We start from the raw sequence: 14,219 nt of genomic DNA, 5'->3' as shown, positions 1-14,219 counted from the left end.
CTTTCATAAGGCGTCTCCTTCAGGTCGGTTCTCCGGCTGTCACGCCGGACGTATGGACAACGACCGCCGCGGCCATCGGTTTGGCTCGGTCATTGCCCGTCCCGAACTGTTGATTGGGGCCTTTGCCGAACGGCCCCCCGAGAACGCCTACGTCGGCAGGCGCCCCATCATCACCGCGATATCCCGAGCCATCTCCAGCCCCTGTTCCGGCGCCATCGACACAGCTCTGTGAAAGATGCGCTTGGTCTGCGACAGAAACGCCGGGTTCCAACCTGCGAGTTTCTCCGCCATCGCCATCGCTTCCGCCATCAGCCTGTCATCCGGCACGACGCGGTTGACCATGCCCAGTTCATAGGCCCGCTGCGGCAGCATGTTCTCGCACAGGGTCAGCAACTCGAACGCGATCTTGCGGCCCATCAGATGCACCGCCTGCGCGGTCACGGTCGACGCCGTCAGCCCCGCCTTCAGCTCCGGATAACCGAACCGAGCGCTCTCGGCCGCCACGCACAGATCGCTGCCCAGCGCCAGCCCACAGCCGGCCCCCAGCGCATAGCCGTGCACCGCCGCGATGATCGGCTTGTCCACCCTGGCCAGCAGCTTGGTCAGCGCGATGTTCTTGTCGCCGTGCTTCAACAGGGCAGGGCGCGTCGCCGCCGTCAGCGGCCGCGGCGTCGAGGTATCGGCGCCGGCGCAGAACGCCCGTCCCGCTCCGGCCAGGATCACCACCGACACCGCATCGTCGTCCTGCGCGGCCAGCAGCGCGTCGGTCAGCGCATGCACCAGGTCGGCGTTCAGCGCATTCAGTTTGGTCGGCCGGTTCAGCGTCAGCACGCGCACCGCGCCCCGTTGTTCCGTCAGCAGCACTTCATCCATGGCGCGTTTCCCCCTCGCTTGCCGCCACAGGACACCGTGCCCTCCCGTCCGGCGTCAAGCCCGAGGCCGCCGGCCCGATCGAACCCGCCCGATCGAACCCGCCCGATCGAACCCGATTGCCGCCAACACGGATTGGACCTAGTGTCACCTTGACGAATAGCCTACCTGGGCGGCAGAAGCCCCGGCAGGTTCGGTCAAGGGTCACGGCAAGTGACTCGGCCGAACTGGAGGAACAGGAGTCCGACTTGCAGGCGACCGATATCAAGGATCCCGACTACTTCCACAAAGTGGTCGACTGCCAATGGGCCTGTCCGGCCCATACCCCCGTCCCCGAATATATCCGCCTGATTGCCGCCGGGCGCTACGCCGACGCTTTCATGATCAACTGGAAATCGAACGTTTTCCCGGGGATTTTGGGACGCACCTGCGACCGTCCGTGTGAGCCGGCGTGCCGCCGCGGCCGCGTCGAGGAAGAACCCGTCGCCATCTGCCGCCTGAAGCGCGTCGCCGCCGACTACAAGGGCGACGTCAGCGACCGGATGCCGCCAACGCCGACCACCCGCAACGGCAAGAAAATCGCGCTCGTCGGCGCCGGTCCCGCCTCCCTGACCGTCGCGCGTGATCTCGCCCCCCTCGGCTATCACCTGGTGATCTACGACGGCGACACCCGGGCCGGCGGCATGATCCGCAGCCAGATCCCGAAATTCCGCCTGCCCGAGGAAGTCATCGACGAAGAAGTCGGCTACATCACCGACATGGGCCCCGAAATGCGCCTCGGCCAGCGCGTCGACAGCCTCAAATCCCTGCTGAACGAGGATTATGACGCTGTCTTTATCGGTTCCGGCGCACCGCGCGGCCGCGACCTCGACCTGCCGGGCCGGCAGGAAGCCGCGGCCAACATCCATATCGGTATCGACTGGCTGTCCTCGGTCTCCTTCGGCCATATCACCAAGATCGGTCGTCGCGTCATCGTGCTGGGTGGCGGCAACACCGCCATGGATTGCTGCCGGTCCTCCCGCCGCCTCGGCGGCGACGACGTGAAGGTCATCGTCCGCTCCGGGTTCGAGGAAATGAAGGCCTCGCCCTGGGAAAAGGAAGACGCGATCGGTGAGGACATCCCCATCCTGAACTTCCTGGTGCCCAAGGAATTCAAACACCACGACGGCAAGCTCTACGGCATGACGTTCGAGAAAGTGCAGGCGGAATATGACGCCAGGGGCCGCCGCAAGCTGGTCCCAACGGGCGAACCCGACCACTTTTTCGAATGCGACGACGTGCTGGTCGCCGTGGGACAGGAAAACGCCTTCCCGTGGATCGAGCGCGACATCGGCATCGACTTCAATGAATGGGACATGCCGGTGGTGAACGAAACCACCTTTCAATCAACCGAACCGCGGGTCTTCCTCGGCGGTGACGCGGCATTCGGCCCGAAGAACATCATCTGGGCGGTCGCCCACGGGCATCAGGCCGCGATCTCCATACACCAGTTCTGCCAAGGCACTGACGTCAACGACCGCCCGCCGCCGATGGTGACCCTGGTCAGCCAGAAGATGGGCATCCACGAGTGGAGCTATGACAACCCTGTTTCACCAGACCTGCGCTTCAAGGTGCCGCACCGGAACAAGACCATCGCGCTGAAGGACATCAAGGCGGAGGTGGAACTCGGCTTCGACGACAAGCTTGCCTTCGCCGAGGCGCAACGCTGCCTGAACTGCGACGTGCAGACGATCTTCACCGACAATTTGTGTATCGAGTGTGACGCCTGCGTCGATATCTGCCCGGTCGACTGCATCACCTTCACCGAAGATGGTGAGGAAGCCGAGTTGCGCACAAGGCTGATGGCCCCGGCGCACAACCTGGAACAGGCGCTGTACGTGTCCGGCCATCTGAAGACCGGCCGGATCATGGCGAAGGATGAGGACGTCTGCCTGCATTGCGGGCTGTGCGCCGAACGTTGCCCGACCGGCGCGTGGGATATGGACCGTTTCTTAATTAATGTGGCCCAGGCGGAGAACGCATGCTGCAGCAAATAGACCGCGTCGCCCAAGGGGGCGCCAACGGCAACACGAGCCTTCAACGCGTCAACGACTTCGTCGTCAAATTCGCCAACGTCAACGGCTCCGGATCGGCCAGCGCCAACGCGCTGTTCGCCAAGGCCGTCTTGCGCATGGGCATCGCGGCGACGCCACGCAACATTTTCCCCTCCAACATCCAGGGCCTGCCCACCTGGTATGAGGTGCGGATTTCCGACGCCGGCCACCTGGCCGCGCGCGGCGGCGGTCCCGACCTGATGATCGCGATGAACCCGCAAACCTGGGATCAGGACGTCAAGTCCATCGAACCCGGCGGCTACCTGTTCTACGACAACACCAAGCCGATGCCGCCGGAGAAATTCCGCAACGACATCACCGTCATCGGCGTCCCGCTGACCGAGATCACCAACAAGGCCTACACCGATTCTCGGCAACGCCAGTTGTTCAAGAACATCGTCGGCCTGGGCGCCCTGTCGGCCCTGATCGAGATGGACCCGGCGGTCATCGAGAAACTGCTGAGCGAGCAGTTCAAAGGCCGCGACAAACTGATCGCCGCCAACGTCCAGGCCCTGAACATGGGCCGCGACTGGGTGAAGCAGAACCTGGACTGGCCGATCGGCCTGACCCTGAAGCACGCCAACACCGTCGGCGATCGCATCTTCATCGACGGCAACAGCGCCGCCGCCCTCGGTGCCGTCTATGGCGGTGCCACCGTCTGCGCCTGGTATCCGATCACCCCGTCTTCGTCTCTGGCCGAAGCCTTCATCCGCTACTGCGGCCAGATGCGCACCGACAAGGCCACCGGCAAGAAGAACTACGCCATCGTCCAGGCCGAAGATGAACTCGCCTCCATCGGCATGGTCATCGGCGCCGCCTGGAACGGGTCGCGCGCCTTCACCGCGACGTCCGGCCCGGGCATCTCGCTGATGCAGGAATTCATCGGCCTGGCCTACTTCGCCGAAATCCCCGCCGTGATCTTCGACGTGCAGCGCGCCGGCCCGTCCACCGGCATGCCCACCCGCACCCAGCAGACCGACATCACTGCCTGCGCCTACGCCTCCCACGGCGACACCAAGCACGTGCTGCTGATCCCCGAAGACCCCTATGAGTGCTTCGAATTCGGCGCCCTGGCCTTCGATCTGGCCGACCGCCTGCAAACCCCGATCTTCGTCATGCTCGACCTCGAAATCGGCATGAACGACCGCCTGACCAAACCGTTCGAGTGGGACGACGCCCGCCGCCTGGACCGCGGCAAGGTCATGACCGCCGAAGACCTGGAGTCAGGAAAGCTGTTCGGCCGCTATCTCGACGTCGACAACGACGGCATCGCCTATCGCACCCTGCCCGGCACCCACCCGACCAAAGGCGCGTTCTTCACCCGCGGCACGTCCAAGAACAGCATGGCCCGCTATTCTGAGGAAGGTGCCGACTACCAGGAGAACATGGAGCGGTTGCTGAAAAAGCACCACACCGCCCGCTTCCTGGTGCCGCCGGCCATTGAGCGGAAAGCCGACGCCCCGACCAAACTGGGCGCGATCTACTACGGCTCCACCAGCCCAGCGATCGCCGAGGCCGACGCGCTGCTGGCGGAACAAGGCATCCACCTGGACCTGCTACGGGTCCGCGGCTTCCCGTTCGGTCCGGAAGTCGAGGCCTTCATCGAAGCGCATGACCACGTCTTCGTGGTCGAGCAGAACCGCGACGGCCAGTTGCGCTCGCTGCTGATCAACGAACTGGAAATCAACCCCAAGAAACTGGGCAAGGTGGTGCACTACGACGGCACCCCGATCAGTGCCCGTTTCATCGCCGGCGCCATCGCCGCCAATATCGAAAAGGCCGCACAATGACCTTTCTCGCCAAGCCGAAGCTGCACCATCCGGAGCTGCACAAGAACAGCTTGGGCTACACCCGCCGAGACTACGAAGGCGCCATCTCCACCCTGTGCGCCGGCTGCGGCCACGATTCGATCAGCGCCGCCATCGTCCGCGCCTGCTTCGAGCTGGAACTGCCGCCGCATCGCATCGCCAAACTGTCCGGGATCGGCTGCTCATCGAAGACACCGACCTATTTCCTCGGCGCGTCGCACGGCTTCAACTCCGTGCATGGCCGCATGCCGTCGGTGCTGACCGGCGCCAACCTCGCCAACAAGGACCTGATCTACCTTGGCGTCTCCGGCGACGGCGACAGCGCCTCGATCGGTCTCGGCCAATTCGCCCACGCGATGCGCCGCGGCGTCAACATGGTCTACATCGTCGAGAACAACGGCGTGTATGGGCTGACCAAGGGCCAGTTCTCCGCCACCTCCGACAAAGGCGCGAAATCCAAGCGCGGCGTGGTCAACAGCGACGAAGCCATCGACCTCGTCGGCATGGCGCTGCAACTCGGCGCTACCTTCGTCGCCCGCAGCTTCTCCGGCGACAAGGCCCAACTCGTCCCGCTGATCGAGGCCGCCCTGAAACACGAAGGTGCCGCCTTCATCGACTGCCTGTCCCCTTGCGTGGCCTTCAACAACCACGAAGGCTCGACCAAAAGCTTCGACTACGTGCGCGAGCACAACGCGGCGATGAACTACCTCGACGTCATCACCGGCCGCGAGGAAATCACCGTCGATTACGCCCCCGGTTCGGTGGAGATGGTGACCCAGCACGACGGGTCCACGCTGCGGCTGCGGAAACTGCACACCGATTACGACCTCCACGACCGCGTGTCCGCACTGACGTATATGCAGGAGCGCCACGCGGTGGGTGAGATCGTGACCGGCCTGCTCTACGTCGATCCCAACCCCCGCGACCTGCACGGACATCTGAAAACCTCGGACACCCCCCTGAACGCCTTACAGGAAGATGCCCTGGTCCCCGGATCGTCAGCACTGGCGAAGATCAACGCCGGACTGCGATAACACCGCCCTCGCATTGCACCGAACGCAACCAGGCGCCCATTTGATGCCGCCTCGCCGTTCGGTGCAGGCGATACCGGTTCCATCGCCCCGTCACTGACTGCCACCCGTCGCTGGCTTCCGGTGAACCCCGATGGCCAACCTCGTCTTACCGGCGAATGCCGGTAACCACGCCTTTTTCCGGCACAAACAGGCGTGCCCCCACTAAAAATTGCCCAAACGCGAGACCCGGAACCGCCAGGTATCAGTTGAACGCCATGCCACCGGACAGCGCGACCGTCTGCCCGGTCATGTAACCATTACCGATCAGCATCAGCACGACCTGCGCCACTTCCTCACTGGTGCCGAAACGACCAAGCGGAATGCGGGCCGGACTGGAGGCGACACCCGATCGGACCATGTCCGTCTCGATCAACGACGGCGCCACCGCATTGACGGTAATACCCTGCTTGACCAGGCGCGCCGCATAGCCCCGCGTCAGCCCCTCCATCCCGGCCTTGGAGGCGTTGTAATGCGGTCCCACCCCGCCGGCCCCCCGAGCCGCGCCGGAGGATATGTTGACAATCCGCCCCCACGCCTGTCCCCGCATGTGCGGCAGAACCGCCTGGGTACACAGGAACACCGACTTCAGGTTGACCGCGATCGTCCGGTCGAAATCCGCCTCGGTCAGGTCGTCGATCCCCCGCACCAGCCCGATCCCGGCGTTGTTGACCAGGATGTCGATCCCGCCAAGCCGCTCCGCCACAGTCCCGGCCATCGCCGCCACCGCGGCGCCATCCGAGACATCCGCCGCCACGCTGATCGCCCGCCGGCCCATCGCAACCACCGCGGCGGCCACGCTGTCCGCCTCCGCCGCCCGCTCGCGGTAATTCACGGCGACATCCGCCCCGGCATCCGCCAAGGCCAGCGCCACGGCAGCGCCGATCCCGCGGGACGCACCGGTCACAAGGGCAACACGCCCAGTCAGGTCGAGCGTCACGGCTTGCAATCCTCCCAACAAATCAGGCCACCGGCCCAGCCGGGACGGCACCAGCCATCTTCCGGCGGCCTCGGCCATGGATGCCATTCCGAATCAGGTTCATGAGCGGATGTTCCACCAGCCGCGACGTCAGGATGCCCCCGCCGATCGTCACCAGGATGAACACGACGCAGCCAATCCCCGGTGAAACCGTCGTTTCGAACCCCGCCGCCAGCCAGAGCTGCCAGGCAACCCCGATAAAGACGAACTGGAACAGGTAAATCGAATAGGACGCGGCCCCCAGCACCTGCAGTACGGACGGCACGCGGACCACACTCTGGCGGCTCGCCTCCACCGCACCCAGGATCACCAGCGTCGAGGCAAGGCCATAGGCGATACGGGCAAACGAACCGTAGCCATTCAGCCACCCCAGGTCCTCGACGACAGCGAAGCAGGCAAACAGCGCGATACCGGCAGCGAGAGCGGCTCTGTATCCAGGCATCGCACCCTGGCGCAACCGATAGGCCACGGCCATGCCGGCAAAGAATTCCGCGCTGAACAGGCCATACAACGCTCCCGGCATATGAAACGCCGGCCCGCGCACCGCGCTGACGACGATGACGGTCAACCAAACCAGCATCGCCAGGATGCCGGCCCTACGATGCAGGATCAGCACGGCAAACAACACGTAGAACACGAATTCGAATTGCAGCGTCCAGGCGACATCGACGATAGGCTCGCCGAAGATCGGCACCGGCAGGATCGCCCAAATAACATCCCGCAGCGGCAAATCATGGCCGCCCGCAACGATCATCGCCGCACTCAACGCGACCGCGACCCAGTAGGCCGGCAGAATCCGCGTCAGGCGCCGCTCGACATAGCGCCCGATGCGCGCCGGTTGGCCGATATCGCCAAAATGCACGAAAAGGATAATAAAGCCGCTGATAACGAAGAACAGATCGACGCCGGCATGGCCGAACTGCACCATGCTCGCCAGATGCGACAACCCGCCGTTCTTATTGAAGTGCCGCACGACATGATAAATCACCACCGCGGTCGCAGCGACACCGCGGCATGCCTCTATCCAGCCCAGTCGCACCGAACCCGTGGTGGCCATCCGAAACTCCCGATGCGCCGTCACACGGCGAACGCTCGGCCCAAACTACGCGGAAAATCCAATTTTAGCGATCGGAATGATCCAAGCCGCGTCCCGCCGGCCCATACGTCTTGAACCGCTCCCGGGCATCCGCCATCTCCCGCGCCGTCAGCAACCGAGGCGTCCCCGCCGACAACGCCAGCAAATACTGCCGGCACAACGTCTCCAGCAGCACCGCCGCCGACAGCGCTTTCGCCGCCGTCGCTCCGCAAACGATCATCCCGTGATTGCCCAGCAGGCACGCCGACCGCCCGCGGATCGCCACCGCCGCATGATCCGCCAGCGCCTGAGTCCCGAACGTCACATACGGCGCACACCGCACGTCGTCGCCACCAAACTGCACGACCATGTAATGAAACGCCGGCAGCCCCGACCCCAGGCAGGCCAGCGCCGTGCAAGCATCCGCATGCGCATGCAACACGAACCCCGCCTCCGGACATTCGCGATAGACCGCCGCATGCATCGCCCACTCGCTGGACGGCACACCGCCCGCCAGCACCGTCCCGTCCAGCGCCGCATGCACCAGATCGACCACCGTCTCCGGATCGCCGCCGGAGGGCGTGATCAGCATCCCCTCCGGCGTCCGCCCACTGACATTGCCCGAACTGCCCACGATCAGCCCGCGCGCACCGGCGGCCTTGTACAGCCAGGCTACGTCGTCACGCATCAGATCAGGAACACGCCCTTGCCGTCCGATTGCTTGTCGAACAGCTTGTACGCCTCATCCGCCTGGTCCAGCGTCCACCGGTTGGTGAACAGCGCGTCCACGTCCACTTTCCGTTCGACGCAGAAATCGGCGCACTCCGCCTGGATGATGTTGGAGAACGTCCACGACGCCACCAGCGTCATCTGCCGGCGCAACAGGTGCGGGCTGACATCGATATGCACGTCGCCGCCCTCACCCACGAAGCACATCGTGCCCCACACCTTGGTGCTGCGGATTGCGTTCAACCGAGCCTCCGCGTTCGACGACGTATCCAGCGTCAAATCGGCATACCGCCCGCCCGTCAGGTCCTTGATCGCCGCCACCGGATCGTTCGATCCCGGATTGACCACCTCATCCGCGCCGAATTCCTTCGCCCGAGCCAGCCGCTGCCCATTGATGTCCAGCGCGATCACCTTCGCACCCATCGCCTTGGCGAACTGAGTCGCCGCCAGCCCGACCGGCCCCTGCCCGAAGATCGCGATGGTGTCGCGGCCCGAGATGTTCATCCGCCGCAGCGCCCCATACGCGGTGCCGGACCCGCAGGCGATCGCCGCCCCCGCGGTGAACGTCAGCTCATCCCGCAGCGGCACCAGCGTATTGGCCGGAACCAGCAGATACTTCGCGTGCCCGCCATGCGCGTTGTTGCCATACACCTTCACCGGCACTTCCTGGCAAAGCTGCTGCCAGCCGGACCGGCAATGCCCACACTGCGTGCAGCCCTGGTAGTGATGCACCATCACCCGCTGGCCGACCTTCGCCTCGGTCGGCAGCACATCCGGCCCGACCGCCGCGACCACGCCACACGGCTCATGCCCGCCGATCACCGGATTCGGATTGGCCGGCAACCCGGTCCCGGCTCGAGCCTCGCCCTTCGGCCGGCGATACTGGTGCAGGTCCGACCCGCACATGCCGGACGCCTTCATCTCCACCACCACCTCGCCGGGACCCGGCGTGGGATCGGGGAAATTCATCAGTTCCAGGCCCCGTTCGCCGGTAAACACAACGCCTTGCATGGGCTTCCTCCGTTTTTCCGCGTTCCCGGCAGTCTATCCCGATTTTCCGGCAGGGGAACCCGGGCGAATCCCACGGCCGCATCCGCGGCAAACCCTGTCAGTCCGTCAACGTAACTACCAGCAGCGCCTCGATCGCGGCCGCCAGTTGCAGCCCGGTCACCGGCTTGCGTATCAGTGTGTAGGAACCGCTTGCCGTCCCCTCAGCCGCGGACTCCGCATGACCGGTCAGCAGCACCGCGGGCAAGCCCGGACGCTGACACCGAGCCTTCTGGATCACCGCCAATCCGTCGATCCCCGGCATCGACAAATCCGTAACCAGGATATCGACCGCCGTCGAGGACAGCAGCACGTCCAACGCCTGCGAACCATCCGCCGCGGTCGATACGATGTAGCCGGCATCCTCCAACGACGCCGCCAGCGTTTCCCGCACCATCGCCTCATCGTCCACCAGCAGGACGCGCCTGCTGGCCTCGTCCCGCGCGCCCTTGGACGGTTCGGCCGGTTTGTCCGCCACATCCGTCCGGGTTGCCTCGGGAAACCACAGGCAGATCGTCGTGCCCCGCCCTGGCGCGCTGTCGATCGTCAGTCCGCCGCCGCTCTGTTCGGCGAATCCCTTGGCCATGGACAGTCCCAAGCCGGTGCCCTGACCCGCCGGCTTGGTCGAAAAAAACGGCTCCAGCACCCGCGCCAGCAGCGGCTCGGGAATGCCCGAACCGGTATCGGCGACCGACAGCCGGACATACCGCCCCGCGTCCAGGTCGGCCGGATGACGCACGTTCTCCGCCACCACATCGACCGAGGCGGCGAACGTCAGCGTGCCGCCGTCCGGCATGGCATCCCGCGCGTTGGTCGCGAGGTTGACCAGCGTGGTCTCCAACTGCCCCTTGTCGGCCAGCAGCCGCGGCAGGCCGGCCGCCACAAGCACATCCACCGCGATCCCACTGCCCAGTGTGTGGCTCAGGACGTCGCGCAGTCCCGTCAGCAGATCCGCCGAGTCCAGCGGTTCGGCCCGCAGTTCCCCCCGGCGGGCGAACGCCAACAGCCGGCGGGTGATGGAGATTCCCCGTTCGGTCGCCCCCAGGATCATACCGGCAAACCGCCGGACGCTGACGGGGTCGCCGGCGCGCTTTTCGATCAGCGTGGCGCCCCCTTGCACCGCTTGCAGGATGTTGTTGAAGTCGTGCGCGATCCCACCCGCCAATTGCCCCAGCGCCTGCACCCGTTCGGCATGGGCTGCCCGAGCCTGCGCCGCGACCAGCGCCGCTTCATTGCGCTTGCGGTCGCTTACGTCGGTGAACGTGCGAACCATGGCGCCATCGGGCAGCGATTGGGTCCGAACTTCCAGGACCGTCCCGTTGGGCCGCGTCCGCTCATACGTATAGTCGCTGAACGGCCCGCCGGTGTGCTGCACCACGCGCTCCAACGGCGCCGCCCGGGTCTCCGGTTCACCGAATTCGCGATTGGCATGCTGCCAGTCGATAATCTGTTGCAACGTCGGCCGCCGGGCCAGCAGATCCGGCGGCAGATCAAGCAGTTGGATCGCCTGCCGGTTCAGCACCGGAATGCTGCCATCCGCCCGCACCATCGTGATGCCCTGGGAGATGTTGTCCAACGTCGCGGACAGCGCCTGGCGGGAATGGAGCAGCGACTGCCGTTGCCGGATCACGACAATCCCCACCGCGATGCAGACGATGGAAAGCACCGCCCCGACGCCGATATACAGGCGCTGGCTCCGGTCATACGCGGCGAACACGTCCTTGGTAGCCAGGCCGACGGCCACCACCAGGGGATAGCGGTCCAGCCGGCGGGAACTGAAGATCCGCTCGACATGGTCGATGCTGCTGACCGTCCGGTAGGCGTCGATGGTCGTGCCGTGCATCAGCCTGATCTTGGTGTCGGGCGGCAGGGTATCGTCGTTGGGGGACAAATGCCCCGGCGCGCGAACCAGGATGGTGCCGTCAGTGGTGGCGAGAAGAATCGCCCCGTCGCCGATGGATATCGATTGGTAAAAGCGGGACAGATACGACGGATCGAGCGAAACCACGGCCATTCCGCCAAACGACCCGTCCGGCGTCAGCAGCTTGCGGCTGAATTGGATCGACCATTTCTTCGACACCCGGCCCAGTACCGGCGCGCTGATCGAAAGCTCGTCCCCGCGACTCGCCTTCATGGCCAGAAAATGCGGCCGATCGGCGATATTGATCCCGGCCGGAACCGGACCGAGGTTGGACCACTCCACGTCCCCATCGCGGTTCACCAGCGAGATCTGCACGTGCAGGTCGTCCCGGAAGGCATGCACGTTGGCCCATGATCCCGCCAGGAAGCCGGTAGGGTCATGCCGATAGGCCTCGCGGGTGAACAGCAGGGTCTGATCGACCGCCTCGACCGAACGCGTGATGTCCTCGTCGAACGTACGCGCCAAATTCGCGGTATCGTTCGCCGCCTCCCGCTCCGCTGCCCGATGATCGTGCCAGAGACTGAATCCGATGCCAGCCCACAGCAGGCCGACGAACAGTCCAATCAACGACAGATGCCACCCGTACGCCTTGGCACGCTGACCGAGTCGGTGAATCAAAGCCTCCCCCAGCCCGTGTTGACCAGCCGGTCAAGGGGCGACCGGCTTGTCATAGGTTAAGCACAACCAAAGGTTCCCGTGATAGCGCGAAGCTGGGTGCCCCCGGACGATTCGCATCGAAAACACTACGCCGGCGGGCGGCGTCAGCCCGCCCCGCGACCCGCAGGCCGCACGTTCCCGCCGGACCGCCTCGACGGTGAACCGGTACCCCGCCTCAGACCCCGTAAGCAACCCGGGCCGCCGTCAAAGTGATGCCCAAAAACGATCGATCACCTTGACGGACACACAACGAAATAAAACGAAACAAATCGCCCGCATGACGATCCGGCGCGGGCCGATCCGCATCACCAATCCTCGGTGTGCAAAATCGTTCCTCCGGAGGTCAGCGCTTATTTGCGTGCATTCCTTCTTATTCGCGTTCATTTGCGTTTAGAATCTTGTGCTCTCCCCGCATCGGCCGCCCTGTTCAACACCGGCAGGCCAGCCAAAAACCTGAAGCTGTTATTGCCGAACACCGCCATCGGCCACAGTCGCCCCGCCACACGGTTGCCCATCAACCACCAGTTGTGAAACACTCCCGACACCCACGATTCAGTGGGTCAAGCCACGGCAATACGCCGGACATCCCCGGGAGGAAACACAGAGTGAATTCACGCAGGCATTTCCTGACACAGGCAGCCGCGACCGCCGGCATGGTCTTCTGCGGCTGCGGCCTGCCCGGGGCCGCACACGCCCAGCAGCCCAAGCTCGCCCGCCTGCCCGTCACCATCGACGGGAAACGCGTCAAAACCATCGACGTCCACTCGCATTGCCTGTTCCACGACGCCACCATCCTGATGGGTGAGGCCGGCGCCAAGGCGCTCACGCCCCCCATCAAGAACAGCGCCGAGGCCTACGTCGTCATCCAGGACCGCCTGAAGGCGATGGACAGCCAGGCCATCGACATGGAGGTGCTGTCGATCAACCCGTTCTGGTACGGATCGGACCGCGACCTGGCCGAGAAAATCGTCACCATCCAGAACGACAAGCTGGCCGAACTGGTCGCTTCGAAGCCGGACCGTTTCGCCGCCTTCGCGTCACTGACGATGCAGGACCCGGCACTCGCCGCGCAACAACTCGAAACCGCGATGAAGAAGCAGGGCCTGAAAGGTGCGGCGATCGGCGACCGTGTCGGCGCCGACGAATTCTCGAACCCCAAATTCGACCCCGTCTGGGCCAAGGCCGAGGAACTCGGCGCCGTGCTGTTCATCCACCCCCAGGGCCTGCCGGAGCTGAACGATCGCTGGAAAGGCAACGGCTGGCTGGGCAACACCATCGGCAACCCGCTGGGCACCACGATCGCCCTGCAGCACCTGATCTTCGACGGGTCATTCGACAAGTTCCCCGGCCTGAAGGTGCTGGCGGCGCATGGCGGCGGCTACCTGGGGTCGTACGCGCCACGATCCGACCACGCCTGCCTGGTCGCCCCCACCTTGTGCGATCCGAATGTCCACTTGAAGAAACAACCCACCGAATACCTGAAACAGATTTACTTCGATTCCCTTGTGTTCACACCCGAAGCCCTGCGCCACCTCGCCGCCCAGGTTGGCACCAGCCAGATCATGCTCGGCAGTGACTATCCATACATCTGGGAACTGCATCCGGTCGACCCGGTGATGGCCACCCCGTCCTTCAGCAACCGCGAAAAAGCCGCCATCCTTCACGACAACGCCGCGAAGCTCCTTGGCATGAAGGTGTAGTTTCGTTTCGATCAAACCAGCGCCTGGCGGATGTAACCGGCAGCTTTATCCGATGGTTATGTCTGCCGCGCCAAAGGGCGGTTGTCATCGCTTCTACGGCACACTCGTGCAATCCGTCATGGCGTGCGAAGGCACGCCATCCACGCCTTCATTCGCCCAGGCACAAGGCATGAATGCCGATCTTCATCGGCATGAGTGCGTCCGTGAGGGCGCTTTGTCAGCACGGTGCGAGTCCGTGCCTGGGATGGTCGCAATCCCAGAAATCAAAGG

10 protein-coding genes are annotated in these 14,219 nt (G+C 64.6%); 4 read left to right on the top strand and 6 right to left on the bottom strand.

The features are described from left to right. Nucleotides 1-147: 147 nt before the first annotated feature. Entirely contained in the window at nt 148-873 is a 726-nt protein-coding gene (locus GSQ89_RS11915; protein ID WP_158925336.1) for an enoyl-CoA hydratase/isomerase family protein, read from the bottom strand. A 245-nt stretch (nt 874-1,118) separates the two neighbouring features. Between GSQ89_RS11915 and GSQ89_RS11910 the strand changes: the two genes are divergently transcribed. The 3 genes from GSQ89_RS11910 to GSQ89_RS11900 are packed head-to-tail and all read left to right on the top strand — an operon-like array spanning nt 1,119 to nt 5,805. Continuing rightward, nucleotides 1,119-2,906: an FAD-dependent oxidoreductase gene (locus GSQ89_RS11910; protein WP_158925334.1), complete on the top strand. Its 1,788-nt coding sequence runs from the start codon at nt 1,119-1,121 to the stop codon at nt 2,904-2,906. Beyond that, on the top strand, nt 2,891-4,753 hold the full coding sequence (locus GSQ89_RS11905) for a 2-oxoacid:acceptor oxidoreductase subunit alpha (protein WP_158925332.1): 1,863 nt from the start codon (nt 2,891-2,893) through the stop codon (nt 4,751-4,753). Before GSQ89_RS11910 ends, GSQ89_RS11905 begins: the two co-directional genes overlap by 16 nt. Next, nucleotides 4,750-5,805, top strand: a complete 1,056-nt coding sequence (locus GSQ89_RS11900; RefSeq protein ID WP_158925330.1) for a 2-oxoacid:ferredoxin oxidoreductase subunit beta — start codon at nt 4,750-4,752, stop codon at nt 5,803-5,805. The genes GSQ89_RS11905 and GSQ89_RS11900 overlap by 4 nt, the downstream gene beginning before the upstream one ends. Nucleotides 5,806-6,046: 241 nt before the next feature. On the opposite strand, the gene GSQ89_RS11895 is transcribed toward GSQ89_RS11900, so the two are convergent. The 5 genes from GSQ89_RS11895 to GSQ89_RS11875 form a co-directional block, all read right to left on the bottom strand. After that, a complete protein-coding gene (locus GSQ89_RS11895) occupies nt 6,047-6,781 on the bottom strand; it encodes an SDR family NAD(P)-dependent oxidoreductase (RefSeq protein ID WP_158925328.1) in 735 nt (244 codons plus the stop codon). A gap of 22 nt (nt 6,782-6,803) precedes the next feature. Beyond that, entirely contained in the window at nt 6,804-7,877 is a 1,074-nt protein-coding gene (locus GSQ89_RS11890) for an acyltransferase (RefSeq protein ID WP_158925326.1), read from the bottom strand. Nucleotides 7,878-7,941: 64 nt separating this feature from the next. Continuing rightward, nucleotides 7,942-8,583: a class II aldolase/adducin family protein gene (locus GSQ89_RS11885; RefSeq protein WP_158925324.1), complete on the bottom strand. Its 642-nt coding sequence runs from the start codon at nt 8,581-8,583 to the stop codon at nt 7,942-7,944. Then, nucleotides 8,583-9,635, bottom strand: a complete 1,053-nt coding sequence (locus tag GSQ89_RS11880) for a zinc-binding dehydrogenase (protein WP_158925322.1) — start codon at nt 9,633-9,635, stop codon at nt 8,583-8,585. Before GSQ89_RS11880 ends, GSQ89_RS11885 begins: the two co-directional genes overlap by 1 nt. Before the next feature lie 97 nt (nt 9,636-9,732). Then, the gene (locus GSQ89_RS11875; RefSeq protein WP_158925320.1) at nt 9,733-12,210 is read right to left on the bottom strand and encodes a PAS-domain containing protein; all 2,478 of its coding nucleotides are present in this window, start codon (nt 12,208-12,210) and stop codon (nt 9,733-9,735) included. A 644-nt stretch (nt 12,211-12,854) separates the two neighbouring features. Here GSQ89_RS11875 and GSQ89_RS11870 point away from each other — a divergent pair. Next, entirely contained in the window at nt 12,855-13,949 is a 1,095-nt protein-coding gene (locus tag GSQ89_RS11870) for an amidohydrolase family protein (protein WP_158925318.1), read from the top strand. Nucleotides 13,950-14,219: the final 270 nt, after the last annotated feature.

The organism is Acidisphaera sp. S103 (genome assembly GCF_009765975.1).
Lineage (GTDB): Bacteria > Pseudomonadota > Alphaproteobacteria > Acetobacterales > Acetobacteraceae > Rhodopila.
This window is presented reverse-complemented; position numbering and strand designations above follow the sequence as displayed.